The organism is Caballeronia sp. dw_19 (genome assembly GCF_018449515.1).
Taxonomy (GTDB): domain Bacteria; phylum Pseudomonadota; class Gammaproteobacteria; order Burkholderiales; family Burkholderiaceae; genus Caballeronia.
This window is the reverse complement of record NZ_JAAVUQ010000019.1, coordinates 135,787-161,840: the sequence shown is the minus strand read 5'-3', so window position 1 is coordinate 161,840 and position 26,054 is coordinate 135,787. Positions and strand designations below refer to the sequence as shown.

Sequence of the window (26,054 nt, the reverse complement as noted above, 5' to 3'; positions counted from 1 at the left end):
ACGTGCCGCCACGCACAGTGGCTAATAGTGATAAAGAGAAAATCCGACTCTCGCAGACCACTAAGGCCGAAGCACCAACCCGGCACTGACCCCGACCACTAACCCCAGAACCGACCACCCCAGCACTGACCCCAACCACTAACGCCGAAAGCACCAACCCCTGACCACCAAGCCCCCCTCGCACCATCCCCCCCAAAACCCGTCCACCGGCGCGAGCAAAAACTAAACGACCAAGGGCTCAACATGCCAAATATGCCTGGCATACTCCGCAATCGTCCGGTCTGACGAAAAAATCCCCATCCCCGCGACGTTTTCAATCGCACTGCGCGTCCACGCTTCCTTATCGAGGAATTTCGCATCGACGTCCGCCTGAGCTTTGTCGAAACTCTCAAAATCCGCCAACACCATGTAATGGTCGCCCCAATCCACCAGCGTATGGAAAATGTCATAGAACCGATGCGGCTGGTCCGGCGAAAAATGCCCAAGGCGAATCTGATCGAGCGCCAACTTCAGTTCAGGATTCTCCTCGTAAATATGCCGCGGCCGGTATCCCGTCGCCCGCAACGCATCAATCTCTTCAGTCGAGTGCCCAAAGATAAACATGTTCTCGCGCCCAACGGCGTCGCAAATCTCAATGTTCGCGCCATCCAGCGTGCCAATGGTCAATGCCCCGTTCAACGCGAGCTTCATATTGCCCGTACCCGACGCTTCAGTCCCCGCCATCGAAATCTGCTGCGATAAATCCGCTGCCGGAATGATCAGTTCCGCCACGCTCACACCATAGTTCGGAATGAAACCGACCTTCAACCGGTCACCAATCAACGGATCGTTGTTAACCTTCTCCGCCACGTCGTTAATCAACTTGATGATCGTCTTGGCCATCTTGTACGCCGACGCCGCCTTGCCGGCAAACATCACCACACGCGGCGTCCACGCCTTCTCCGGCTGCTCGCGAATCCGGTTGTACCGCACAATCACATGCAGGATGTTAAGCAACTGCCGCTTGTATTCGTGAATGCGCTTGACCTGCAAATCGAACAGCGCATTCGGGTCGATAATCGCCCCCGTCTCCAGCTTCGCACGCGCGGCGAGCCGTACCTTGCTCGCAAACTTCGCATCGTGAAAGGCTTTGGTGAATTCAGGGTCATCGCGCCATTCACGCAGCCGGGCCAGCTCGAACAAATCAGTCCGCCAGCGCGGTCCAAGCCGTTCATCGATCAATGACGACAGCTTTGGACTCGCCTGCGACAACCACCGCCGCGGCGTAATGCCGTTCGTCACGTTCGTGAAACGTTCAGGGTACATGCGCGCGAAATCGGCGAAAATATTTTGCGTCATCAACTGCGAATGCAGCTTCGACACACCATTTACCGTGTGGCTGGCAACAATGGCCAAGTGCGCCATGCGAACACGCCGCTGACCATATTCATCGACGAGGGAAATACGGCGGATCAGGTCCATGTCGCGCCCGAACTTCTCACCCACCTGCTTGAGAAAATCCGCGTTGATGTCGAAGATGATCTCAAGGTGGCGCGGCAACAGCCGCGACAGCATTTCCACGTCCCAGGTTTCCAGCGCCTCGGGCATCAAGGTGTGGTTCGTGTACGAGAACATTTGCTGAATCAGCTTCCACGCCTTGTCCCACGGCAAATGATGCGTATCGACCAGCAAACGCATCAGCTCGGGAATAGCCAGCACCGGATGGGTGTCGTTCAGATGCACCGCCACCTTCTCCGCCAGCCGCCCAAAATGCGTGTGCGTGCGTTGATATCGGCGGATCAGATCCTGCATCGTCGCGGAAACAAAGAAGTATTCCTGGCGCAAACGCAGTTCGCGGCCGGCCTGCGTGGAGTCGTCCGGATACAGCAGACGCGACACATGTTCGGAGGTGTTCTTCGCTTCCACCGAGCGGCGATAATCGCCTTGGTTGAACGCGGACAAGTCGAATTCATCGGTCGCCCGCGCCGACCAGAGGCGCAACGTATTGGTCGCGGTCGTGGCAAAACCGGGGATCACGGTGTCGTACGCCATGGCGTTCACGTGTTCCGTGTCTATCCATTCGGTCCGGTCGCCATGACGTATCGTGCGGCCGCCGAAATGGATCACATAGTTCACTTCCGGCCGCGGAAACTCCCACGGATTACCCGCGCGCAGCCAGTAATCGGGCGTTTCGACCTGATTGCCGTCAACAATGGTCTGCCGGAACATGCCGTATTCATAGCGGATGCCATAGCCAAAACCGGGAATGCCGACGGTCGCCATGGAGTCGAGAAAACACGCGGCAAGGCGGCCAAGGCCACCGTTGCCAAGCGCCGCATCCGGCTCCAGGTTTTCTAACGTATTGAGGTCGATCCCAAGGCCGGCGAGCGCGTCCCGGACTTCGTCGTGAATGCCGAGCGCAAGCAACGCGTTGGTAAAAGTCCTGCCAATCAGGAATTCCATCGACAGGTAGTAGACACGCTTTACATCCTGCTCGTACTGCTGGCGCGTGGTTTTCATCCAGCGCGCCACCAGCCGGTCGCGGACCGCCAGTTCGGCCGCATGGAGCCAGTCGCGCGGCTGCGCGGTGACGGCGTCCTTGCCGACTCCGTACATGAGACGGTTGGAAATGGAGCGCCTGAGCGCATCGACGGTGCTGTTCAGCTGTTCGAATTCCAGGTCGACGGATGTCATCGAACTCTCCAGAAATGCATCGCTGGACAACGCGCTAGGTACGAGCCGCGTTCTGTCAAGCGGGACGGGGCCGGGTGAACAGGCAGGTTACGCTATTTTTATTTTTTTGGGTATTGGCCCCGGCGGCCGTGGAATCGGCACGACATCCGCCGGCGGTCCGTCCTTTTGTCGCATTTCCGTCATCGGGAACAGCGTGGCTGATCCGGAAACAGAATTGTTAATTACTTTGGTTTCCTGATCATGGTCTTGTTCAAACGCGATTTGATGACACCGCGCTGTGGCTTTCCGCGAGCCTTTCGATTAGCTGAATATAGTGGTCGATCGGCGGCGTAACGCGCTCCGGGCGCTTGGCAAGATCATCCCAACGGCGCAATGAAAGCGCGTCCTGCGCGAAAGGTTTGCGCATGAAATCATCTGCCTCTTCCTTGCTGAAAATGCCGCCTTGCAGTTTCAGGCTACGGAGCGAATCCGCTGATAATGTCGAAAAATAATCGGTATCGATTGCACATAGACAGCGTTTCGCGTCCACGTGCAGGCGGATCGGTTCGAGCACGGCATCGCCGAACAGCGGCCGCAGGAAGGGCAGCGCGAAATACTGGTGCAGGTCGTCGATACCCCGCTCGGTCGGCGTCTCGCCCTGGAGATTGAGCAAGTGGCCCAGGTCGTGCAAAAACGCCGCGCCAACGAGTGTTTCGTCGGCGCCCGACTCCTCGGCCAGCGCCGCCGTCTGCAATGCGTGCTGGAGTTGAGTGACGGGTTCGCCGCTATAGGCAATGGCGCCGTAGGTATCGAAGAGATGACGAATATCAGTAAGCGTGAGCGCCATGATTTATGCCCAGGGTAGAGAAAAAGTCTTGAGGTTCGTGAAGCTTTTCATCGCTTCCTGCACGCCTTCCTTGTAACCCAGACCCGAGTCCTTGATGCCGCCGAACGGCGTCAGCTCGATCCGGTAACCTGGCACTTCCCACACGTTCACCGTGCCCACGCGCAGTTCGTTCACGAAGCGCGTGATCAGGTCCGCCCTGTCTGTACACACGCCGGACGACAAGCCAAACGCCGTACCGTTGCTGATACGAATGGCGTCGTCGATGGTATCGAATTCGATGATCGGAGACACTGGCCCGAAGGTTTCCTCACGCACCAGCGTCATGGACGGATCAACACGATCAAGCACCGTGGGCGAATACAGTGCGCCATTGCGGTGATTACCGCAGAGCAGTCGCGCACCCTTCGATACCGCTTCGTTCACGCGCGCTTCGAACAATTCGGCGGCGGCCGCGTCGATCACCGTGCCCATCTGGTTGGCGGGATCGAAGGGATCGCCGTGACTCCACGCAAGCGTTTTTTCCACCACGAGTTCCGTGAACCGGGCGGCGACGCCCTTCTGCACGAGCATGCGTTTGACCGCCGTGCAGCGTTGCCCGGAATTCTTGTACGAGCCCTGCACGGCCAGCGTTGCCGCGCGGTCCAGATCGGCGTCGTCGAGCACGATCAGCGGGTCGTTGCCGCCGAGTTCCAGCACCACGCGCCGATACCCCGCCCTCGCCGCAATCTCCTTGCCGATTGCCACGCCACCGGTAAAAGTGACGAGGTCGGCATGCTGGTTCGTCACGAGTTCTTCGGCGATCTCGCGCGGGTCGCCCGTTAAAACCTGCAGCATGGGCGCGGGCAAACCGGCTTCGTACAACACATCGGCCAGGTAATAAGCCGACAACGGCACCTTCTCCGACGGCTTCAGGATCACGCGATTGTTCGTTGCAATAGCCGGTGCAAGTTTATGCACGACCTGATTCATCGGATGATTGAACGGCGTGATCGCGACGATCACACCGGCCAGCGGCTCGCGTTGCGAGAACACGCGGCGGGCCTTGCCGTGCGGGGTAAGGTCGCAGGAAAAACTCTGGCCGTCGTCGCGCAACGCTTCCATCGCGGCGAATTTGAGCACGTCGGCTACGCGGCCAATTTCATAACGCGAATCCTGTTTCGACAAACCCGATTCAAGCGAAATAAGATCCGACGCTTCTTCCGTGCGCTCACGCAGTAACCCGGCAGCGCGTTCGAGAATCTGCGAGCGCTCATAACGCGTCAGCGTCGAGCGGTAGTTCACCGCGTACTCGAATGCGTCGCGCACGTCGTCAACGCTTGCCATCGGCACGGTGCCAACGCGGGTATTCGTGTAAGGATCGAAAACATCGATAGTGCGTGCACGCGCCACACGCTCGCCTTTGAGTCGCAGCTTTTCGACCCGCAGCGCATGCTGCTCAACCGCGAGAACGGCGCTCATGATGCAAGCTCCAGGTGGTTCAACGCGATGCTGAAGACGTCGAAGTTGCGCAAGCGTTTCCCGTCCTGCTTCGACTCGAAACCATCGGTCGGACGATTGAACAACAACGGCACTTCCTGCTCGGACACGCCGCCGTGCGAGCGCAACGGTACGGTCAATCCCGACAGGTCATGCTCCGCGCGCCGGGTGCCGAGCGCCGTGTTGCGTCCGCTCACGACCACGAGATCGCCCACGCGATCGTTGGGCAATTCAAAGCGTTCACATGCAGCCGCGTTATCGAGCACGATATCCACACCCGGCAACTCAGCAATGCGCGCCGCCAGCGCTTTTGCATCGACGGAAGCCGGCAGGTAGATGGTCGCGAACGAACCAAGCGCTCCGTGATGGACCACATAGGGATCGGTAATCGGCAGGATCACACGCGCATTCGGAGCGTCCAGCGTTTCATCCAGCCAGTCTTGCAGATACACCACGTTCGGCTCGCCCGTTGCGGCGTCGTGCTTCGCGTTCATGCCGTGGTCGGCAGTGAGGCCGATCACCGCGCCAAGTTCGTTCAGGCGCGCAAGGTAACCGTCCATCATCGCGTAGAACGCGTTCGCGCCGTCCGTGCCGGGCGCGCATTTATGCTGCACGTAGTCGGTCGTCGACAGGTACATGAGGTCAAGCTTGCGGGTCTCGGCAAGCCGCACGCCAGCCGCGAACACGAACTCGGAAAGGCCGGCGCTATACACGTCCGGCACGGGCTTGCCGACCAGTTCAAGCACGTTCTCGATGCCGTTCTCCGCGAACGTCACCGCGTCCGCTTTCTCCGCCGAGAAACAGATGCCGTCGAGTTGCCAGCCGAGCAGTCGGCGCAGCTTGTCCTTCGCCGTAACCACTGCCACCTTCTCGCCGCGCCGCGCAGCAGCCGCGAGGATCGTGCCGGCGCGAAGGTAGGCCGGGTCGTTCATCATGACTTCGGCACCCTTGCCGCCGTTCGCTTGCGGGTCGAAGAAATAGTTGCCGCAAATGCCGTGCACCGAAGGCGGCACGCCCGTCACGATCGACAAGTTGTTCGGGTTGGTGAACGATGGAATCACGCAGTCGGCTCGGAAAGCGGACCCGCCACGCAGCATCGTGCCGATAAACGGTGCGACACCCGCCGCAACGGCCGCTTCAAGGTAATCGTATTCGCAGCCGTCGACGCAGACGACAACAGTCAGCGCGCGCGCCGGACCATAAGCGCGGCCATTAACTTCCATGAGCATTTCGGTGGACGTGGACATGAGCTTCCTTTCCGTGATGAACCAGCGGTTTGCCAGCCCGTTTGTTACCGTCAGGGCTAAGCGTGTGATTCCATATTTTGATGCACAACGCCAATATTTGCCACATTTTTCGGCGCAAAAAAGTCCCGAAAAATGGGATTTCCGGGAGAACCAGGCTGGATCAGGCCATTCGCCGCCGTGGCACTTTTGCCGCGATCAGCAACAATGCAGCGAGCGAAACCGCCAGCAAGATCAGCGAAAGCGCCGACGCCGGCAAGTAATAACCGCGATTCACCTGCCCGACGACCACAATTGGCACGGTCGCAAAACCCGGCGGATAGACGGTCAATGTCGCGCCCAGTTCGCCCAGCGATAAGGCAAACCCCAGTGCGAGGCTCGCGCGGATCGCGGGGACAAGCTGCGGCAGGACAACACGCGAGAGGACCATCGAAGGCGGCGCGCCGAGACTCGCTGCCGCTTCACGCAAGATCGTGAGTTCGGGGCGCAGCGCGGCGGCTGCACATCGATAACAAAAGGGCAGCACGAGCGCGAGTTGAACCAGCACCACGATTGCCGCCGAGCCCGAGATATCCAGCGGTTTCTTGTGATACGCGATCAGCACGGACAGCCCGAGCACGACGCTCGGCACGCCGTTGGGCATCATCGCGATGGTGTCGACCCACGCGCCCACGCCGCGGCGGTCACGGCCTTCCAGCGCCAGTGCAAGCCACAGGCCAAGCACGGTACCCAGCACCGCGACGCCGAAGCCGACTTCCAAGCTTGTAGTCAACGCATCGAAGTCGCTGGAGCCCAAACGTTCGAACCAGCGCATGCTGAAACCATCGGGGAAAATAGTTCCGGACCAGTGTGACGCCACGCTGGACAACGCCACCACGATCACCGGCAACACGAACAGCCAGAAGCACAGCAGCGCGGCAAAAGCCGTGAATGCCCATGCGCCAATCCGCTTCAGCGAATGCGGCTTCGACGTCGTTACGGGCAGCGTGAACTCAGTTGCCATTGCGGCCTCCCGTGCGTCGATTGACTCGTCTATACAGCGCGTACAGCGAGAGCGACATCGCCAGCATCACGACGGCGCCGGCGGCTGCCGTCGGCAAGTCGAGATCGACCGTGGCCGAACTGTAGATCGCCATCGGCAACGTGATCAGATGCGCACTGCCGAGCACCAGCAAGATGCCGAATTCATTGAGCGTCAGCAGGAAACACAGGATCGTGCCCGCTGCAATGCCCGGCCACGCGAGCGGCAAAATGACCTTGAACGCGACCATCCAGCCGCTCGCGCCAAGACTCTTGGCGGCTTCGATCAGGCGCATGTCGAGCGTAGCGAACGACGCGAGCGTGGGCCGCACGACGAACGGCGCGTAGAACACGACCTCCGCCAAAATCACGCCGCCGATACCGAACAGGAAGTTGAGCGGCGGGTCTTGCAGGTTGAAAAGCCGCTGCAATCCAATGCTCACCGAGCCTTGCGAACCATATAAAAAAATCAGCGTGAACGCGACCAGAAACGATGGGAATGCGACGAACAATTCGAGGAACCGGGTGACAAGCTTCGCCCCGGGGAATGGCTTGAAAAACAGCATGGCCGCGAGCAGCACACCGAGCACTGAAGCGAGTGTCGCACTGCCGAACAAGATGCCGAGCGTCGTGCCGATCACGCCGCTCGTCTCGGGATTGGTGAAAAACGCTGTGTACGCGTGCAAGCTCAGACCGTGCGCGCCGGCCACGCTCAGCCGCAGGAGCTGCACCAGCGGATAGATGACCAATGGTCCCAGCACGACCACGAGAATGAACCACAAATGCCACTGCGCCAGCCGTTCGCGACGCCGCTTGGCGGCGGTATGCGCAACGTCGTCGACTACGTGGTCACTCACTGATAAGGACGACATCGTCAACCTCATGGCGTAGGGAAACGCGCGCACCCTTCACGGGCATCGGGCCGTGGGCACGCTGCATGGTGACCAGCACAGGTTGATCGGGCAGTGCGTCGATCATGACCGATATCGACAAGGCCGCGCCGTACCACTCCACCGAAGCGATGGTGCCATGCAGTTGGGCATCGCCCAGCGGTACGATCGAAAGGCACTCGGGACGCACGCATGCAACATGGTCGCGATCGTCGTGACGAGGATCACCGATGGGGAACATGATGGAAGGCGGCAACAGGTTCGCCGCGCCAAGATAGCGCGCGACGAATGCATCCTTCGGGTTGTCGTAGAGTTCGCGCGGCGTGCCGAGTTGCGCAATGCGGCCATCGCGCATCAGCAACGTGCGGTCGGAGAGCACGAGCGCGTCGTCCTGATCGTGCGTGACACACACGATGGTCAGGTTCGGCAAACGCTCATGCAACGCCTTGAGTTCGGTACGCACGGAGGCGCGCAGGTTAGCATCGAGTGCGGACAACGGCTCGTCCAGCAGCAGCACGTCCGGCTCGATCACCAGCGCCCGCGCCAACGCCACGCGCTGCTGCATGCCGCCCGACAACTGCGCGGGCATCACGTGCCCCGCATCGCCGAGTTGCACGAGCTTGAGCGCATCGGCTACGCGCCGTGCGATCTCCCCTGCTTTCAGACGCCGCGCCCTCAAACCGAACGCGACGTTGTCATACACCGACAGATGCGGAAACAGCGCATAACTTTGAAACAGCAAGCCGAGATTGCGCTTGAACGGCGGCACATGCGTGAGGTCACGCCCCGCCACCGTCAACGTCCCCGCCAGCCCGTCCGCCTCGATAAAGCCCGCGATAAACCGCAGCAACGTGGTCTTGCCGCAGCCGCTGCGGCCAAGCACGGTGAGCAGTTCCCCGCGCTCGATGGTCAGCGACAGGTCATCGAGCACAGTGCGTGTGCCAAAGCGCACGCTCAGGCGGTCAATACGCACGCCGCCGTGCGCGTGCTGATTTGAATCCACGGCGGCGGCGTCGCGAGTGGCCGGAGCCAGCGTCAAAGTGTTCACGGTTCGCATCCTTGAGAGCTTGGGGAAAACAGGACGAGCCCGAAGATCAAAGCAGACTAAAGCTCAGACGCTCAGGACTTCGGCTTGACGACCTCGAGCTGTTTGTCGGAGTTGCCGATCACGTCGTTTTTCCAGCGCGTGGTCCATGCGGCCTTCTTCTCCATCACCTGGTTCCAGTCCACCGGAATCAGCTTTACGCCTGCAATAGCCTGCTTGACCGTCTCGCCGTTCTTACCCGCGAGCGGTACGTCGGTACGGCCCGGAATGCCGTAGATATCCGGCACCTTCGACTGCACTTCCTTCGACATCAGGTAGTCCACCAGCTTCTTGCCTTCCGCCTGGTTCGGGCCGCCCTTGATCAGGCCGATTGCGTAGGGCAACTGGAACGTGGTCGGTGCGTCGCCGGGCTTGGCCGAGAGGAAGATCGGCTTGAGCGACAGGCCGCCGTTGGTTGAGTCGTCCAGGTCCATCTGCAGGTCGCCGTTGGCAAACGCGATCTCGTTGCGTGAGAGCAGGACATCGAGGTACCCCGTGCCCTTGGTGTGGAATTTCGCGCTCTTTTCCAGATCCTTCAGGTAGTCGAACGCCTTGTCTTCGCCCATCAGCGCGCTCGTCAGGATGATCACGGCCATGCCGTCGCCGGCGGTGGCGGGATTCGAATAGGCGATCTTGCCGCTGAAGTCGGGATGCAGCAGGTCACCAAACGTCTTCGGAGCGGTCTTCGTGATTTCCGGGTTGATCGCGAACGAGAAATAGTTGTTCACGAAGGTCGCCCAGGCGCCGTCCGAGGCTTTGGCGATTGCCGGTACGTTCTTGTAGTTGACGCTCTGGTACGGCTGCAGCAAGCCGCTTTGCGACGCCTGCTGAATGAATGGCGGTAGCGTGACGAGCACGTCCGCTTTCGGCGAATCCTTCTCCACCGTCGCGCGATTCACGACTTCCCCGCTACCCGCAATCACGATATTGACCTTCACGCCTTCCTTCTTTTCAAAGGCCGGCAATACATCCTTGTACAGGTTTTCCAGACCATCGGCGCTGTACAGCACGACTGCATCGGCGGCAAAAGCCGGCGCCGTCACGGCACCGGCAAACGCGGCCACGGCCAGCGCCGGCAGCACGCGCTGCGCGACGAAACGGGAAGCGGGAAAGCGATTTTTTGTCATGGTGCTTGTTTCTCCGGGAAGGCGGATACAACCAGGTGGCGTGAAGGTAGACACACATTTTTCCAGGCATCGGCTGGATTCTTTTGGGTCCGATGCGTCGGATGATTCATTGGCGCAGCGTCCTGAATTTCAGTGCGCGAGCAACCCGAACGAAGCATCACAGAACTTCGTGACAGCGACGTGACGATGCCACATTTTTCCAACAAAGAACACATTTCGCCAAAATTCCGCTTAGACTATTTCATGCCTGCCGAACGATGCCGAGTTGTCGGCTAAAGCCTCAACCCGACCGTCGAGCGGCGCCTGTTGCCATGAATGGAGGAAAACGTGATCAACGGAAGTGACCCGATTTTGCTGACCCCTGGCCCACTGACTACATCGCCTGCCACCCGCCAGGCGATGCTGCGCGACTGGGGTTCCTGGGATGCGGCTTTCAACAGCATGACAAGCGATATCTGCCGCGACCTGCTTGCGATCGTGTCCGGCCAAAAAGATTTTGTGTGCGTTCCGATGCAAGGCAGCGGCACGTTTTCCGTGGAGGCCGCGCTCGGTTCACTCGTGCCGCGCGACGCCGTGGTGCTCGTGCCGAACAACGGCGCGTATTGCACACGCTTGCTGAAAATACTGGAGCGGCTGGGCGTGACGTCGGTCGAACTGACGTTTCGCGATGATGAGCCGGCGAGCGTCGCGCGGATCGAGGACATGTTTCGCCGCGAGCCGCGTATCACGCACGTGGCGCAGGTGCATCTGGAGACGAGCGCGGGTTTGCTGAACCCGCTCGACGACATCGCTGCGCTGTGCAAGCAACACGGCAAGAGCCTGATCGTCGATGCAATGAGTTCGTTCGGCGCGTTGCCTATCGATGTATCGAAGGGCGGTATCGACGCGGTGATTTCCGCCAGCGGCAAGTGCCTTGAAGGCGTGCCGGGGATGAGTTTCGTGATCGTGCGACGCACGCTGCTGGAAGCGTCGGCGGGCAACTCGCGCTCGCTCGCGCTGGATCTCCACGATCAATACGCGTACATGATGAAGACCACGCAATGGCGCTTTACGCCGCCTACGCATGTGGTCGCCGCGTTGCGCGCGGCGCTTGATCAGTTCATCGCGGAAGGGGGGCAGCCGGCGCGTGGCGCGCGCTATCGCCGCCATTGCGCGGCATTGATCGAGGGCATGGCGGCGCTGGGTTTCAAGCCGTTCCTGGATGCCGCGGTGCAGGCGCCGGTGATCGTTACGTTCCACGCGCCGCATGATCCGGCCTACGATTTCAAGCGCTTTTATGAAGCCGTCCGCGATATGGGTTATGTGCTCTATCCGGGCAAGCTGACGGAAGTGGAGACGTTCCGCGTGGGCTGCATCGGCGCAATCGATACGAACGAAATGTTTAACGCGGTAGCGGCCATCGGGCGGGCGCTGGGCACGCTGCACGTGCTGCCGGCAGACTTGACGGCAGCGTGAGATCAGCGTGAAGCCCGGGCATTCAGGCGATCACCAGCTCCGGCCCTCGTGCGGCGATTGCGCGGCGCATGGCTTTGTCGGGCGCGACTTCGGTGATCAGGTAACGCGCCTTCTCGAAGTCGCGAATACGCACGGGCGTGACGTTGCCGAACTTCGAGTTGTCCGCGACGATAGCCGCCGCGCTCGCCGCCAGGATCATGCGGCTGCGCACTTCGGCGGCGAGGCGCGAGTAGTCGGTCAGGAAGCCTTCGGGCGTGATCGCGCCCGCGCCGACAAACGCGAAATCCACGTGATATTGCGAGAGTTGCTGCACGGTATCCAGCCCGAATACCGCGTCCTCGTGGTCCGAGAGTTCACCGCCGAACAGCGTGACCTTGTTGTCGTTGCGGCGCCCAAGCAGAAGCGCGATGCGCCAGTCGTTGGTATAGACCGCCAAGCGGTGCCGGTCGCCGAGTGCGCGGGCGACGGCCTGGGTCGTGCTGCCCGAGTCGATGATCACCGACGCGCCGTCGGGTACGAGCTGCGCGGCACGCTCGCCGATCGCGCGCTTGGCAGCGGCGTTCGCAGCTTCCCGCACGTCGAGGTCCGGCTCCCGGCGATCATTGGACAGCGCGCCGCCGTGGGTGGTCGCGATCAGGCCGCGTTCAGCGAGAGCATTGAGGTCGCGACGGATCGTCTCGCGCGACACGTCGAGTGCGCGCACGAGTTCGGCGACCGACAGCGCGCCGTTCTTCGACAACTCGGACAGGATGTATTGATGACGTTGTTCGGCGAGCATCGAGTGCGGCCGGGCATGCCGGCAATGAATGAACGAGCGAATGGATAGACAGGATAGCCCCGAAGATAAACCCGGGACCGCGCGTATTGTAGTACGCGAGGGCCACTACACGGATGACCATGACAACGACACTTACTCCCCATCGCACCGACGTTGCGATTATCGGCGCGGGTATTCTCGGCCTGGCGCATGCCTATGCGTTCGCTAAACGCGGCTTGCGCGTGACCGTATTCGAGCGCAGCGGCACGCCGGTCGGTGCGTCCATCAGAAATTTTGGCATGGTGCTGGTGACCGGCCAGCCGCCGGGCGCGATGCATGCGCTTGCGCAGGCATCGCGGAAAATATGGCTCGACTGGGCATCCGGCGCGGCGCTGCATGTCAGGCGCTCCGGCTCGCTGATGTTCGCCCGCAGCGCAGCCGAAGCTCAGGTAATGGAGGCGTTCGCGGCAACGCGCGCCGAGTCCGCGGGCTACGACGCCGCGTTGCTTTCGCGCGCCGCGCTCGATGATCTCTACGATGGCCGCTTCCGGAAACATCGCGCTGCACTGCATGGGCGTGCCGATTTGCAGGTGTTTTCGCGCGAGGCGGTGCCTGCGCTCATCGACTATTTGCGGTGTGTGTTCAACGTGGAATTCCGCTTCGGGACGCTCGTGCAGGATGTGGATGGCGGACGGGTCGAGACAACTGCAGGCCAGTGGCGGGCGGAGCATGTTGTGGTTTGCGCGGGACATGATTATCTTTCGCTGCTCGCGCCGCAACTCGCTGCATTGGAACCGCGGGTGTGCCGGTTGCAGATGTTGCGCGTGCGGCCAACCACGCCTTTCGCCCTCGATCATGCCGTGCTGACCGGGTTGAGCTGCCTGCATTACGGCGCGTTCTCGGACCTTCCCGAAGCCGCCGCGCTGCAAGCGGAAGTGGCTGCGCGGGAATCCGCGTTAATCGAGCACGGTATTCATCTGCTGGCGAGCCCGACGCCTGGGGGTGATCTGATCGTGGGTGACTCGCACGATTATGGTGACGATCCGTCACCGTTCAATTCGCAGGCTATCGATGAAATCCTGCTCGGTCTGGCTGAGGACACGCTCGGCGGTACGTTGCGGGTCATCGAACGGTGGCAGGGCGTGTATGGCGCGCGCACCGAGATGTCGGGCGCGCCGTTTTCTGTCCTGCGGGCCGCGCCGAATGTGACCGGTGTGTACATGCATAGCGGCGTGGGCATGAGCGTCGGACCGGCGCTGGGAGAACGCGTAGTCAGTCATCTGATTGACGGGGCGGCGCTACCCACAGCGTGACAACTTGTCGCAGACGCGGCACCTTGGCGACGCGGCCGCGTGTCATGAGCCCGCAGCACCAGTGGCCACATGAAGCAGCGTCATTAAGCCAGCGGCAAGAGTCTATTTCCTCGCTGCACGGCAATGAAAGCATCCCCGCCCGGTAAACTCGACGCCTGTTCTTTTCTGCGACCGCGCGGAGTGTTGATCGATGAGCTACAAGAAAGGCATTGTGCTGGAGATCCAGTTTCCGCCCGAGCGTCTGAATGACGGCGCGGGAGACCCGTACTGGATCGACCTGACGCTCGACGAAGCCCGCCGTCTCCACGACCAGCTTGCAAGGCGCTTTGCAAGCGAGGCGCAGGCGAACCAGCCGCTCGATACGTTCACAATGGAATAAGCCGTCGTTCGCACTCGACCGGGTTTTGGGGTGCGACTAGCTACCAACGGCCCGGGGAAAACGACCGTCCGCTCACTCTCCGTTGCAAGTGGGGCTCGACAGATTGCGGAAACGGTTCGGCCAATCCCCCGATATCGCCGCCTGTGCCGCTGCCAGCGGCACATCTCCCGTGCACACGCAGCGCTTCAGAAACACCACCAGCCGTTCCTTGCGGCGCTGCCCAGCACGCCCGTCCCAGCGGCGGATATCGAGGTTCGCCTCAGCGGTCGGGGAGCCGCCCAGCAGGATCGGCATGCGGTGATCGAGCGCGTAGTCGGAAGCATTCTGCGGGTTCACATGGCGTTGACTCAGCAGTTGCTCCTTCTGGCGCTGCAAGGTGTCGAAGGGAGGCAGGACATCGTCGGCATAACCGGGGCGGCAGATCGTGTCCACAATGCTCGACTGGGTCACGCGCGGATCAAGCAGTTCCGCTTTTTGCGCGTGAACCGGCACACCGCCGGCCGAAAGCGCAAGCAGGAACCACACGATGGCAACACGCCGGCGACCATGCCGGCGGTGACGGTGACGGTGACGCGAAAAAAACCTTCTATTCATTCGGCGATCGGGCCGCGCCGGAGACGCAACGGCCATGTGTCGGAGCGAGAGGAGGGGCTAATTAAAACACATGCGCGTTCCGGGAACGGAATCGGACATTAATCACGAACGTGAAACGACCCGCGCCGATCGGCGCCAATCGAGAGTAAATCGTGCTGGAGCGTTTAGACCGCGTGCTGCTCAAGCGCCGTATGGAGCGCTATTGCTTCGTCGTAAAAACGTGCATAGGCCGCGCGGATCGCCGCGGTGTCGTAGCCTTGTCCTGGCGCTATCGCGCATGCGTGCTGCAGGTCCAGGCAGGCGTCGGAGAAAGAGGTGGCGCCGACCACGAACGCCGCGCCCTTCATCCGATGCGCCAGTTCGAGCAGACGATGGAAGTCCGCCGATGCGAATGCCCGGCGCGCCTCATCGAGATCCTGCCGGTTCTCCGACTGCAATGCATCGACCAGGGCGGCGGCCTGGTCCCCGAAGCCGTTGAGCCGGTCCACGTTAAAACGCGGGACCGTGGATGGGAAAGCAACGGCGCCGGGTTCCGCAACGGCGTGATCGACAGGTTGAGCAGGTTCGTGCGTGATATCCGAGGGGCCGTCGAACGCGCTGTTCAATTGCCCCGGATAGGAAACGGACATACTGAGCGCAGCTGAAACGCCGCTGCCGACGGCCCTGTTCGCCGGGAAGTTTTGCGTGGGGCCATAGGTATCGGCGTGCGCACGGCCTGACGCGAAGGACCTGGCAGAACCAATCGATGCGGTCGACACATGCATGGGCGCAGCGGCGCCCAATACGCGATCGAAGAAGGATCTGGAATCCGATGGCGGCGTCGGATGCTCAGTGCTGCGGGCAGCAACCGGCAAGACGGCGCTCGGCGCGACGACCTTGGACGCCCGCTGATCCTGCATGGCAAGTACCAGCGCGCGGTGCAGCGCATCGAGCCCCAGCGGCTTGACGAGGCACAGCGTCATGCCTGCGTCGAGCGCTTGAGTCAGCGCCTCGGGTTGTGCGTTCGCGGTCACGCCTACGATGGGCGTCAGCTTCGGATCGGCGTTCGCACGCGTCAGCGCCAGTTCGCGCGCGCGAATTGCACGCGCAAGGTCCTCGCCGCTCATCGTGGGCATCGAACAATCGGTCAGGATCAGGTCGAACGGAGCGCCTTCTTGCCGCTGCTGTTCCCAACGCGCAAAAGCAGCCCCGCCGTCATTCGCGGTTTCAATCACGCAGCAGAGCGTAGTCAACTGGCTCGCCAGCAGGATGCGATTGGCCGGATGATCGTCGACAACGAGTACATGCAGGCCGAGCACGTCATGCGTATCGAGTTCCGGCGTGTGCGCGGCCGCAAGCGTTTTCAGCGGCGGCCGGGCTACAGGCAAGCGGACCCGCACGGTGAAGCGGCTTCCCTGCCCGGGTTTGCTGGACAACCGGATCGTGCCACCCATCATGTCCATCAAGCGCCGGCAGATGGTGAGGCCGAGACCGGTGCCGCCAAAGCGGCCGGGCCGCTCCTGTCGCGCCTGCACGAACGGCGCGAACAGCAACGCTTGCTGATCCGCCGGGATACCAATGCCGCTGTCGGAGACGGCCAGCAACAGTTCGCGACGCGCGATGCGTGCATCGTCACCTGAAGGGCTATGCGCGTGGCCCTTCCTCACCGCCCCGATCGCATACTCGAGCGTCACTTGTCCCGCATCCGTGAACTTGATTGCATTCGATAACAGGTTGCCCAGCACTTGCCTCAGGCGCAGCCCGTCCGCCATCACCCACATGCGCTCGTGCTCCTGATGGCCACGCACGCGCACAACCAGCGCGACGCCTTTGCTGCGCGCCGCCGGCTCATAGATCGCCACCACGCTTTTCACCCATTCGCCAAATTCCAGCGGCGCAGCGGTCAACACGAGCCGGCCGGCTTCGATCTTCGCCATGTCGAGGATATCGTCGATCATTCCAAGCAGATCATGCGCTGCCTGATGCGCCGTGCCCAACGCCCGCTCTGTCGATGCGCGGTCCCCCGGACTGCGCAATTCGAGTTCGAGAAGTCCGAGCACGGCGTTCATCGGCGTACGGATTTCGTGGCTCATGGTGGCGAGGAACGTCGACTTCGCGCGGTTCGCGGTTTCGGCTTCTTCCTTTGCCAAGCGCATCGCATGTTCGGCCGCCCGCCGGCGCGCGATCTGCGCTTTCAACGACACCGCCCAGCCGATCAACAGGGCCAGCAGCGCCGCACCCAGCAGCGCGCCGAAAATGACTTGCGGACGCCGCCGTTCCCACTGGCTTTCCGGATGTTCGATAAGCATCCAGCGGCGGCGGATGGCATCAAGTTCGCCGGGCTGCATGTGTTCGATCGCGCGGTTCATGATCGACAGCAGCATGGGCTGGTTACGCGCCACGAGAAAACCGTGCTGCACGGGCTGATCCGAGAACGCGCCCGTGATGACGAGCTTGTTGCGATACGGATTGCCGACAGCATAGTTGGCGAAGGTCATGTCAATGATGGTGGCGTCGGCTTGGCCGTTCACCACGGCATCGAACTGGCCATTGATCGGCGATGTCTCCACGATACGCACCGAAGGCATGCGCTCGCGCAACATGTTCATGAGCGCATGGTTGCGCCACAGCGCAACGCGTTTTCCAGCAAGCGCTTGCGCGTCGCGCAGCGGCTCCGCTCCCGCCCGCGTGAGGATGACAAGCACACCTTCGCCATACGGTTTGCTTGGCGCGAACTGCGGCGGGATCTGTCCCGCGCTCAGACCGTAGGCGATCAGGCTCGCGCGGCCGTCGCCCAGGTCATCGGTCACCCGCTCTGTCGAACCGCGCAGCCGGCCTTCGAAGCTAAGGCCCGTGAGCGCGCCGATAGCCGCAAGCATATCGATGGCCAGACCCGCGGGCTTGCCGCTTGAATCACGGAACGTCATGGGCGCGGCATCGGCATACATGGAGTAGTCGATCACGGGATGCGCGGTTATCCAGGCACGTTGCGCATCGCTTAACGTCAGCGGCCGGGTGAACGTCACCGCGGCGGCAGCGGCCCATCGCGCACGCACTTCGAGCAGAAAGCGGGGGGACAGCGCGGCAAGCGCCGCATCCACGCGTTGACGCTGGATGTCTCCTGCGGCGTCGCCAGCGAAGGCGAAGCTGTAGCCGGCTTCATCGAATGCCGCAAAGCCCGAGATAGTGAGGCTCACCAGGTCCAGGTGATCGATTGTGTAACCCGCCGTGGCCAGGTCACCCACAAATGCGTCCGCATCGCCTAGCGACACAGCCAGCAGCGCACTCAGCGTATCGCGATAGCCGACCGGTCGCAGCGCGGGATAAGCGTCGTGCAGCCGTTGCGCCGATGTTTGCTGCTCGACATAAGCAAGACGTCCCGTGCGACCGCCCGCAACCCGCCGTTCAACAAAGACCTGTTTGGTCGCGACATAAGGCCGGCTGTAACGCAGCGCCGGTCCTGCGTCATTGCCGGTCGCACTGGTCGCGGCATCGATGCGATGGTGGCGCAGCGCGTCCATCATGGCAGAACGATCAGAAAAGGTCCGCCATTCAAGCGGCCTTTGCAACGCGATAGCCACGCGTTGCGCGAAATCGGCAGAGACGCCGCTGACTCCCGGACCGGATTCATCCGGATCATTCATTTCCATGGGCGGCAACGCGCCCGGGACCGCGCCCACGATAAACGGCTTGGGCGTTGCGGCATTGACTGCAACGGAAAGTGCCAGCAGACAGGCGAACGCTATTGCCTGATGCAACGCCCTGATGCTTTGTATCGCCACGTGTGTCCTTAGCGAACTCATTGGGTGATTGCCTGCGCACAGCGCTAGACACGCGTTCCTGAAAAGAGCGCCAGTGTCGCAAATACGAGCGGCCGCGCCAATTGGGGAAATTGAAACGGTCAGTTAACCTAAATGACACAGTCACATTGAGCATGCAGGACGGGCGCTGCGTCCGGTTATTCCAGGGCCGGCATGCGCACCTCGACGGAACACGTTCGCTGTACATCGGGCACTAAGTTCGACATTAATGACCGGACTGCCATCGAGTAAAATTAACGCCTTAGTTAAATTGAGTCGATGAAGAGAGCCGCTAAGCCGCTATCTAGTTAGTGGCTTTCTTCGTTTCAACCTTACAAATATCTCGATCGCACTTTACGAATAGTCTTCTCTATCCCAGGCCGCCCCATTCTCTTAGCCCCCCCGCTAGCAGGTTTCTGACAGAAACTGATTTCACCGCTACCATTCAGCAAGGTTTTGTTGCCGTATCCAATCAGCTCGCTCGTGCCGATACATGACACATCGCTCAAACGAGCCATCCGGGCCACGCAACATTCAACCTGACCGGCCAGGCGCCAACGTTCATTGTCGGCGTGACCATGCTCGTTCGCTTTCCCCAATGCGTTTCGTGTTGCTCGTACCAAGCTGTCCGTTTGGCAATCGTCGCGTAGTCGTTCGTTAGTCGTTCGTATAACGCTCCACCCATGACCATCAGCTATCGACTCTCAGCCGATGGTTTTTCCGGCGGTCGGTGCAGGCGTGTCTCCGGTCTTCCAGCCCGTAGCCGTGCATGCGCACGCCGCCTGCCTGCTCATTCACTCGCGCAAGAGGACACACATGAAGACGAAACTCATCGCAGCGCTACTCGCAGCAGCGCTAGCCCAAGTCGCCCTTCCTTCGCAGGCGCAAGTTGCCGGCTCGCAGACAATCGGCATCAGCGTGGAAGAATCCACGGCCATCCTGGACGGGTGGAGCATCAAGAAATCCATCCTGAACAAGCCGGTTGTCAACGAGAACGGTGATCGGGTCGGCGTGATTCACGACATCATCGTGGCGCCGGACAAGGCGGTGTCGTTTGCGATCGTCGCAGCCAGCCAGTTCGCAGGCGTCTCGCATCACGACGTTGCCATTCCCATTGAGCAACTCGATATAGTCGGCGGCAAGATCGTATTGGCGGGCGCGACGAAGGCGGCGATCAAGGCGCTGCCGGAATTTGAATACGCGAAGATGCCCGCCACGCCGAAGACCCGCGCGGCCTTCACGAACGACCATCATTGAAATGATGTGAGGTTTGCTGCGGCTGGCGCTGAACGCCGCAGCAAATGACCCACGTATAGCGTGAATTCAGCCCGGCAGCTTTGCTGCCAGTACATCGATCTTCATGATCTGCGGGGGCGAGGCGAACAGTTCGCCCGCCTTCGCCATCAGCGCTTCGGCGACCTTGCCGGAAAGATGCGCGTCGCGACCGGCTTCGTCGGGGAAGGCATCGAAGATTCCGAACGTGCTTGCGTTCAACTGCAGCGCGAACCACGCGGTCGTGGCCGGCTCCTGTTCGACCAGCGCGAGGCCGCCCAGCAAGAACGCCTCGACATCTTTCTCCTTGCCGGGTTTTGCTTCCAACCGGACCCACAATGCTGTCTTGACCATGTCATCCTCCGTGGAATCGCGTCTGCCGTTTGGGAACGCGTTCATCGATCATAAGACGAGCGCCGCCTGCGTGCCGGTGCTTACCTGTAAAAGCGTGGCAGGCTCTGCAAGAACTGCATTGAAAAGGAACCCGCGACTGGGCGCCGCAGGTTCCTTTCACATACCCATGCGCTCAGCGCCCATCACGCCGGTACGCTTTCTGCCTTTTCCGCCCGCGCCCATACGCGATGTTTCGACAACGCCGCAATAAACGCCTTCATCACCTTGTTCGCGTCGCTGCCTACGCTGATGCCCTCGTCACCGGTCGGCAGATGGGCGGCGGCCAGCACGTCCTCGCCGTCACCCACCGCGCCGATCGCCTTGAGGTGCTTGAACGATTCGAGTACGAAGTGGCGGGCATCGCCGGATTCCGACAAGAGCTTCGCGCTCGCCGCGCCGCCGGCTACCACCACGCCGTCGAACATTATCGATGGCAAACCGAGAATGGTTGCATCGACTTCCACGCCGTCGCCTAACGTGCCCAACTGCGGCGCGACCACCTTCGCATGCGCACCCTCCGCCGTCAGCGCATCCTTGATCGCCTTGATGGTGGCAATATCCGCCCCCTTCGCGGCGAGAATGGCGACCTTGCGTGTCTTCACCGACGGCTTGGTCTTCGCAACAATGCTCAACGCCGGCGACTCAGCCAGCGACGACTTGCCCAATTCCTCCGCGCCGGCGCTCGCTTTCGGCGCCGGCAGACCGAGGTTATCGGCGACACGCGCACACAGTTCACTATCGATATTCGCCAGGATTCCAAGCTGCCGCTCGCGGATGAACTTGCGCTCGACCTTGCTCAGCTCAAAGGAATACGCGCCTACGATGTGATCCTTCTCCGGCTTCGTCATGCTGTTCCAGAACAGCGTGGCTTGCGAATAATGATCGGCGAAGGACTCGCTGCGCTGGCGGATCTTCACGGCATCCACGCGTTCCGGATAGGTCTCGAACCCGCCGCCAATAGCGGCCGCTTCGGTTTCCTTCGGCCAGCCACTATCGATGGAATTGGGTTCGTACGAAGCTTGCCCGCGATTCACCGTCATCCGGTGTTTCGCGTCACGCTGGTTGTTGTGCATCGGCGCGATGGTGCGGTTGATCGGGATCTCGTGAAAGTTCGGGCCACCGAGGCGGCTGATCTGCGTGTCCGTATACGAAAACAGACGGCCCTGAAGCAGCGGATCATTCGAAAAGTCGATGCCCGGCACAATGTGCCCGGGACAGAACGCCACCTGCTCCGTTTCCGCGAAAAAATTATCCGGATTGCGGTTCAGCGTGAGTTTGCCGAGCATCGTGATCGGCACGATTTCCTCTGGAATGATCTTGGTCGGATCGAGCAGATCAAAGTCGAACGAATGCTCGTCGTCCTCCTCCACAATCTGTACGCCCAGCTCCCATTCCGGGTAGTCGCCCATGTCGATCGCTTCCCACAGATCGCGCCGATGAAAATCCGCATCCTTGCCGGCCAGCTTCTGCGCTTCGTCCCATAAGAGCGAGGCCGAACCAATAGTCGGGCGCCAGTGGAATTTAACGAACCTGCCCTTGCCCTCGGCATTCACCAGACGAAACGTATGGATACCGAATCCTTCCATGGTCCGCAGGCTGCGCGGAATGGCGCGGTCCGACATGGTCCACAACACCATGTGCGCGGACTCCGGCACGAGCGAGACAAAGTCCCAGAACGTATCGTGTGCTGAGCCGCCCTGCGGCATTTCGTTATGCGGTTCCGGTTTGACTGCATGAACGAAGTCCGGGAACTTGATTGCGTCCTGGATGAAAAAGACGGGCATGTTGTTGCCGACCAGGTCGAAGTTGCCTTCTTCGGTGTAGAACTTGACGGCAAACCCCCGCACGTCGCGCACGGTGTCCGCCGAACCACGTGAGCCCTGCACCGTCGAGAATCGTACGTACACCGGCGTTTCCTTGTTCGGGTCCAGCAGGAATGCCGCTTTCGTCAGGTCCGTATGCGCCTTGTACGGCTTGAACACGCCATGCGCGGCTGACCCGCGTGCATGGACGATGCGCTCGGGAATCCGCTCGTGATCGAAGTGCGTGATTTTTTCACGCATGATGAAATCTTCGAGCAGCGAGGGTCCGCGAGGACCCGCTTTCAGGGTGTTCTGGTTATCGGAAACCTTGACGCCCTGGTTGGTCGTCAGGGCTTGATCCGTCGCGTCCGAGCGAAACGGCTCAAGACTGTCGAGCTTGGGATTGGTGTTGTTTTGTGAGGGGGTGCGCGCAACTGCGCTGGTGTTTTTTGAGGGCGCGGACGCGCCAGCATTCTTCTTCGAGGTTGGCATCGGGAGGACTCCAGTGTGCAGTTGAAGTGGCGCATTCGACATGCGCTCGTTCGTCCGTTCGCAACTTGTGTTCCCGCCGACGCCGATTCAAACCCTCGTCAAACCCTTGGCAATTGCCCGCTGATTGCCCGTTATTTCGCTTCAACCTTGCGTTGCTGCAGTGCGCGAATCCGGCCCATGGCTTCATGATCGGTCGTCGCAGCCTGATACATTTTGGCGAGATCCGCCTTCAGTTGCGTGCGCGAACCGCCGTCGAGATAAATCATGTGGCCCGACGGATAGAACTTTGCCGTTAAATTCTCCCGCACGGTTTTATCGATGAGCGGCATTTGCTGCAGATCGATCACCGTCTGGTAGAACGGCGTCACGAAGTCGTAGAACCCATTCGCCGACAACACCTTCAAGTCGATGTTGAGCGCCATTACCGCAGCCAGATCACCGGCCGTATAGAGAATGACGTTACCCTTCGCGTCCACGCCCTTCTGGGCGCCCGTCGGGTCCGTGTGATGGAAGTCCCAGTTGGCGAAAGCCTGGTCGTTGAGGTCCGTAAACGACGACGTGGACGTGAACTTCAACTGCTCGTTCAGGTACTCGTTCCACATCGCCGTGTAAGCCCCGGTCACGGCTGTCATGGTGGGATCGTTGCCGCCGGAGTTCGGATCGATCTTGCCCGCGATACCCGTCGAAATAGCGGTCACGCGGCCATCGTAGGAACCTAGCGCCACGCCTTTGGACTTCAGCAGCGTGGTGAGAAAGAGCGAGTTGCCGCGGCTGTCGTAGGAAGCTACGTCGAGACTCCACGCGATCAGCGTGGCTTTGTCGATGCCCGTGTATTCGGATAGTTTCTCCACGGTGTCGTTGTCCGTCTGCGGAAATTTACGCAGCGCCGCGAGGTAATCCGTGCGCGCGAATTGCGCGATTTCCTCGGCGAACGTCAGCAGATCCGTGGGCCGCGGATGCACCCCCAGCTTGCGATGAAACCAGGCATCGGCGGCGGCGGTCGGCAGCGCGCCGACCGGATTGCCGGATTGCGTGTAGTCGAGAATGGACGACTGCAACGTAATGCCGTTCAGGTCCACGCCGTCCTCGTGCAAGAGGTACGCGAGCACGCAACTGCGCGCCGTGCCGTACGACTCGCCATATAGAAATTTCGGCGAATTCCAGCGATTGTTTTTCGTCAGGAAGCGCTTGATGAATTGCTTGAGGGAATTCGCGTCCTGATCAACGCCCCAGAAATCGCGGTTCTTGTTCGGCGCGATGGCCGCCGAATAACCCGTGCCGACCGGATTGATAAACACGAGGTCGCTCTTGTCCAGCAAGCTGTCCGGGTTGTCCTCCATCTGGTAGGGCGCGGGCGGCGTGAACGCGGGCGTGGAGGTCTTGATCCGTTGCGGAGCGAAAGATCCGAGCAGCACGAATACTGACGACGATCCCGGTCCGCCGTTGTAGAAAAACGTGACCGGGCGCGATTCTTCAGTTTGATGATCCTGCGTGAACGCGACGTAGAACAGCTTCGCGTCGGGCTTGGAACTGCTTGGATCGACGATCACAAGATGCCCGGCCGTCGCCGTGTAGTCGATCGTCTTGCCGCCTATGACGGTCGAGTGATGCGTGATGGCAGCGTTTTCGTCGGTCTGGGTCGCGTCGATGGAATCGTCGGGACCGTTGCCGTAAGCGGTGGGATCGAAGTAAGGCTGATCCCCCGCGGTTGAAGACGGGGTTGAAGATTTTTTCGCCGCTGAACTGGAGTTCGTCATGATTGCTCCCTTGCCGGTGTTGTTGGAGTTCTTGCCTGGCCCATCGTCATAGCACTATCAAAACTGAACCAATCAACTAAAACTTTACTTCAGCGCAGCCGCGACTTTCACGCCGTCCGGGCTGCCCAGCCCCGTACAGGCATCCCATCCCGCCGTCGCCTCGAAGCTGCCGTTGTTGCCCTGCGTGATGTCGTGGCCCGCCGTCTTCGCAGCGTACAGCTTCGGGTTGAGGAAACCCACCGGCTTGCCGGCCGCCGCGTTGATCCGGGCGATCAGTCCCGCCCATAGCGGCGCGACCGCACTCGTGCCACCCACGACCGTCTGCGTCCCGCCGATAATCACATCGTAGCCCGTGACCGGCGACGCGTCGCCTGCGACATCAGGCACGCCGCGCCTGGTCAGTGCCGACTTGCCGCCGCTGACCCGCGTGACGCTCAAGCCTTCCTGCCAGACCGGCAACGCAAACACGGCGCTCACGCCGCCCCCGCCCGCGCCGCCCTGCTCGCCGTCGTTCCATACCACTTCGCTGCTGATCCCTTTCGCCGATGCCCGCAGTTGCGTTCCACCGCACGCGAGCACGTACGGGCTCGACGCCGGGAAATCGACGTGATCTTGCCCGTCCGTGGCGCCGTCGCTGGACCCGCTGTCGCCGGAGGCCACGCACACGGTCACGCCCAGTGCCGCGGCCGATTGCAGGACTTCGTCGAAGGCGTTTTGCGATTGCGACGTCCAGTTGGTTTCCGGTCCGCCCCAACTGATCGAGATGACCGATGGCTTGTTGGTATCGTCGTGGATCGCGCGGTTCACGGCATCGATAAAACCCGCGTCGCTGTTGGCCGTGAAATACACCGCGATGCGCGCGCCCGGAACAATCGCGCCGACAATTTCGATGTCCAGCGCCACCTCGCCGTCGGGCCCGTTCGGGTTGCCCGTCGGCGCGTTTTTGGCTTGATCGACGCCAACCGCAACCACGGTCGGCTGGGCCACGCCCAGTTGCGAAAAATAGGCGCTCAGGTCGCTTTCGCTATACCCCCCGCCCAGTTCGATAATGCCGACGCACTGGCCGCTGCCGTCGCCGCTGGGGAAGTCGTAGAGCCGCGCGAGATCGAGCGGCGTGTACGACGTGCTCGATTCGCTGCGCGCTGTCTTGAACGGCGGCCGGAAGCGGAAATGCGGGCGCGCCTGCGGACGGCTGTCCAGACCCAGCACCGCGGTCACCATGTCCTTCATGTCGTCCGGCACGTTCACCGGTCCCGTGCGCCCGCGATACTCGCCGATCGCGTGATGTTCGAAGCGCTCCAGCTTCACGCCGAAGGCCGCGCTGAACTGGGCGATGGTGCCCGACAGCACCACGCTGCGGGAGCCTGCATCGGAGCGGACCACGCCCAGGCCATGCGCCTTCGCGAAGGCTTCCGTCTTGGCCACATCGGTGGCCGATGCCCCGAAACGTTTGCCGAACTCCTCCCGGGAAACCGGCACGGCGTCGGCGGCGCCCGTATTGATCTTTTGCATCAACTGTCGGAACGCGTCCTCGTTTTGCCGCCGAAGCATCACTACTACTTCGATTTTTTCGTCCGGATTGCATGCGCCGATGCAACGTGCGCCTTCGGGTTGCGACTTGTCACTGCCGGTTATCGGATGCTTGCTCATGGCTTGTGGCTCCTTGCTGGTACGGAAAAATTCATGTCGCGCGGATTCGGAGTTCGAGATGACTTGCCAGC

At 61.2% G+C, this 26,054-nt stretch carries 18 protein-coding genes and 1 pseudogene; 4 read left to right on the top strand and 15 right to left on the bottom strand.

Annotated features, from left to right (window positions below; all coding sequences use genetic code 11):
- Positions 1-222 precede the first annotated feature (222 nt).
- The 8 genes from HB376_RS24040 to phnS form a co-directional block, all read right to left on the bottom strand.
- Positions 223-2,673, bottom strand: coding sequence for a glycogen/starch/alpha-glucan phosphorylase (locus HB376_RS24040; RefSeq protein WP_213766162.1), 2,451 nt, complete (start codon positions 2,671-2,673; stop codon positions 223-225).
- Between the two features lie 250 nt (positions 2,674-2,923).
- Positions 2,924-3,499, bottom strand: a complete 576-nt coding sequence (locus tag HB376_RS24035; protein WP_213766161.1) for a phosphonate degradation HD-domain oxygenase — start codon at positions 3,497-3,499, stop codon at positions 2,924-2,926.
- Positions 3,500-3,502: 3 nt separating this feature from the next.
- On the bottom strand, positions 3,503-4,957 hold the full coding sequence (gene phnY / locus HB376_RS24030; RefSeq protein ID WP_213766160.1) for a phosphonoacetaldehyde dehydrogenase: 1,455 nt from the start codon (positions 4,955-4,957) through the stop codon (positions 3,503-3,505).
- Entirely contained in the window at positions 4,954-6,222 is a 1,269-nt protein-coding gene (gene phnA, locus HB376_RS24025; protein WP_213766159.1) for a phosphonoacetate hydrolase, read from the bottom strand. The genes phnY and phnA overlap by 4 nt, the downstream gene beginning before the upstream one ends.
- A 160-nt stretch (positions 6,223-6,382) precedes the next feature.
- Positions 6,383-7,222, bottom strand: a complete 840-nt coding sequence (phnV, locus tag HB376_RS24020; protein ID WP_255631532.1) for a 2-aminoethylphosphonate ABC transport system, membrane component PhnV — start codon at positions 7,220-7,222, stop codon at positions 6,383-6,385.
- Complete coding sequence (locus tag HB376_RS24015) at positions 7,212-8,111, bottom strand: 2-aminoethylphosphonate ABC transporter permease subunit (protein ID WP_255631531.1); 900 nt, start codon at positions 8,109-8,111, stop codon at positions 7,212-7,214. The genes phnV and HB376_RS24015 overlap by 11 nt, the downstream gene beginning before the upstream one ends.
- Complete coding sequence (gene phnT / locus HB376_RS24010) at positions 8,089-9,177, bottom strand: 2-aminoethylphosphonate ABC transport system ATP-binding subunit PhnT (protein WP_346730563.1); 1,089 nt, start codon at positions 9,175-9,177, stop codon at positions 8,089-8,091. The genes HB376_RS24015 and phnT overlap by 23 nt, the downstream gene beginning before the upstream one ends.
- A gap of 71 nt (positions 9,178-9,248) precedes the next feature.
- Positions 9,249-10,340 (bottom strand): 2-aminoethylphosphonate ABC transporter substrate-binding protein, encoded by a 1,092-nt coding sequence (gene phnS / locus HB376_RS24005; protein ID WP_213766156.1) that lies wholly within the window; start codon positions 10,338-10,340, stop codon positions 9,249-9,251.
- A gap of 327 nt (positions 10,341-10,667) precedes the next feature.
- Here phnS and HB376_RS24000 point away from each other — a divergent pair, with 327 nt between their 5' ends.
- Positions 10,668-11,795 carry a 2-aminoethylphosphonate--pyruvate transaminase gene (locus HB376_RS24000; protein WP_346730562.1) on the top strand — a complete coding sequence of 376 codons (1,128 nt, stop codon included), beginning with the start codon at positions 10,668-10,670 and terminating at the stop codon, positions 11,793-11,795.
- A 22-nt stretch (positions 11,796-11,817) separates the two neighbouring features.
- On the opposite strand, the gene HB376_RS23995 is transcribed toward HB376_RS24000, so the two are convergent.
- On the bottom strand, positions 11,818-12,573 hold the full coding sequence (locus HB376_RS23995; protein ID WP_213766154.1) for a DeoR/GlpR family DNA-binding transcription regulator: 756 nt from the start codon (positions 12,571-12,573) through the stop codon (positions 11,818-11,820).
- Positions 12,574-12,683: 110 nt separating this feature from the next.
- Between HB376_RS23995 and HB376_RS23990 the strand changes: the two are divergent.
- A pseudogene (locus HB376_RS23990) lies at positions 12,684-13,865 on the top strand (TIGR03364 family FAD-dependent oxidoreductase); the annotation flags it as partial.
- A gap of 190 nt (positions 13,866-14,055) precedes the next feature.
- The gene (locus HB376_RS23985; RefSeq protein ID WP_213766152.1) at positions 14,056-14,244 is read left to right on the top strand and encodes a hypothetical protein; all 189 of its coding nucleotides are present in this window, start codon (positions 14,056-14,058) and stop codon (positions 14,242-14,244) included.
- 72 nt (positions 14,245-14,316) lie between these two features.
- Here the strand turns inward: HB376_RS23985 and HB376_RS23980 are convergent, their stop codons facing one another.
- Together HB376_RS23980 and HB376_RS23975 are read right to left on the bottom strand one after the other, a co-directional pair.
- Positions 14,317-14,769 carry a hypothetical protein gene (locus tag HB376_RS23980; RefSeq protein ID WP_346730561.1) on the bottom strand — a complete coding sequence of 151 codons (453 nt, stop codon included), beginning with the start codon at positions 14,767-14,769 and terminating at the stop codon, positions 14,317-14,319.
- Positions 14,770-15,002: 233 nt separating this feature from the next.
- A complete protein-coding gene (locus tag HB376_RS23975; RefSeq protein ID WP_213766151.1) occupies positions 15,003-18,599 on the bottom strand; it encodes a transporter substrate-binding domain-containing protein in 3,597 nt (1,198 codons plus the stop codon).
- Positions 18,600-19,433: 834 nt separating this feature from the next.
- On the opposite strand from HB376_RS23975, the gene HB376_RS23970 reads away from it, so the two are divergent.
- Positions 19,434-19,874: a PRC-barrel domain-containing protein gene (locus HB376_RS23970; RefSeq protein WP_213766150.1), complete on the top strand. Its 441-nt coding sequence runs from the start codon at positions 19,434-19,436 to the stop codon at positions 19,872-19,874.
- 66 nt (positions 19,875-19,940) lie between these two features.
- On the opposite strand, the gene HB376_RS23965 is transcribed toward HB376_RS23970, so the two are convergent.
- The 4 genes from HB376_RS23965 to HB376_RS23950 all read right to left on the bottom strand — a co-directional run bounded on the left by HB376_RS23965 (position 19,941) and on the right by HB376_RS23950 (position 25,983).
- Entirely contained in the window at positions 19,941-20,243 is a 303-nt protein-coding gene (locus HB376_RS23965; protein ID WP_213766149.1) for an antibiotic biosynthesis monooxygenase, read from the bottom strand.
- 182 nt (positions 20,244-20,425) lie between these two features.
- On the bottom strand, positions 20,426-22,576 hold the full coding sequence (gene katE / locus HB376_RS23960) for a catalase HPII (protein ID WP_213766148.1): 2,151 nt from the start codon (positions 22,574-22,576) through the stop codon (positions 20,426-20,428).
- A gap of 131 nt (positions 22,577-22,707) precedes the next feature.
- Positions 22,708-24,333, bottom strand: coding sequence for a peptidase S1 (locus HB376_RS23955; RefSeq protein WP_213766147.1), 1,626 nt, complete (start codon positions 24,331-24,333; stop codon positions 22,708-22,710).
- 84 nt (positions 24,334-24,417) lie between these two features.
- Entirely contained in the window at positions 24,418-25,983 is a 1,566-nt protein-coding gene (locus tag HB376_RS23950) for a S53 family peptidase (RefSeq protein WP_213766146.1), read from the bottom strand.
- Positions 25,984-26,054 lie beyond the last annotated feature (71 nt).

What these genes read in the sequence shown, in the direction of transcription:
- phnV (WP_255631532.1), bottom strand. Translation starts at nt 7,222, where the DNA reads ATGGCAACTGAGTTCACGCTGCCCGTAACGACGTCGAAGCCGCATTCG.
- HB376_RS24040 (WP_213766162.1), bottom strand. Translation starts at nt 2,673, where the DNA reads ATGACATCCGTCGACCTGGAATTCGAACAGCTGAACAGCACCGTCGAT.
- HB376_RS23985 (WP_213766152.1), top strand. Translation starts at nt 14,056, where the DNA reads ATGAGCTACAAGAAAGGCATTGTGCTGGAGATCCAGTTTCCGCCCGAG.
- katE (WP_213766148.1), bottom strand. Translation starts at nt 22,576, where the DNA reads ATGCCAACCTCGAAGAAGAATGCTGGCGCGTCCGCGCCCTCAAAAAAC.
- HB376_RS24015 (WP_255631531.1), bottom strand. Translation starts at nt 8,111, where the DNA reads ATGTCGTCCTTATCAGTGAGTGACCACGTAGTCGACGACGTTGCGCAT.
- HB376_RS23995 (WP_213766154.1), bottom strand. Translation starts at nt 12,573, where the DNA reads ATGCTCGCCGAACAACGTCATCAATACATCCTGTCCGAGTTGTCGAAG.
- HB376_RS23965 (WP_213766149.1), bottom strand. Translation starts at nt 20,243, where the DNA reads ATGGTCAAGACAGCATTGTGGGTCCGGTTGGAAGCAAAACCCGGCAAG.
- HB376_RS23970 (WP_213766150.1), top strand. Translation starts at nt 19,434, where the DNA reads ATGAAGACGAAACTCATCGCAGCGCTACTCGCAGCAGCGCTAGCCCAA.
- phnS (WP_213766156.1), bottom strand. Translation starts at nt 10,340, where the DNA reads ATGACAAAAAATCGCTTTCCCGCTTCCCGTTTCGTCGCGCAGCGCGTG.
- HB376_RS24035 (WP_213766161.1), bottom strand. Translation starts at nt 3,499, where the DNA reads ATGGCGCTCACGCTTACTGATATTCGTCATCTCTTCGATACCTACGGC.
- HB376_RS23955 (WP_213766147.1), bottom strand. Translation starts at nt 24,333, where the DNA reads ATGACGAACTCCAGTTCAGCGGCGAAAAAATCTTCAACCCCGTCTTCA.
- phnY (WP_213766160.1), bottom strand. Translation starts at nt 4,957, where the DNA reads ATGAGCGCCGTTCTCGCGGTTGAGCAGCATGCGCTGCGGGTCGAAAAG.
- HB376_RS23950 (WP_213766146.1), bottom strand. Translation starts at nt 25,983, where the DNA reads ATGAGCAAGCATCCGATAACCGGCAGTGACAAGTCGCAACCCGAAGGC.
- phnA (WP_213766159.1), bottom strand. Translation starts at nt 6,222, where the DNA reads ATGTCCACGTCCACCGAAATGCTCATGGAAGTTAATGGCCGCGCTTAT.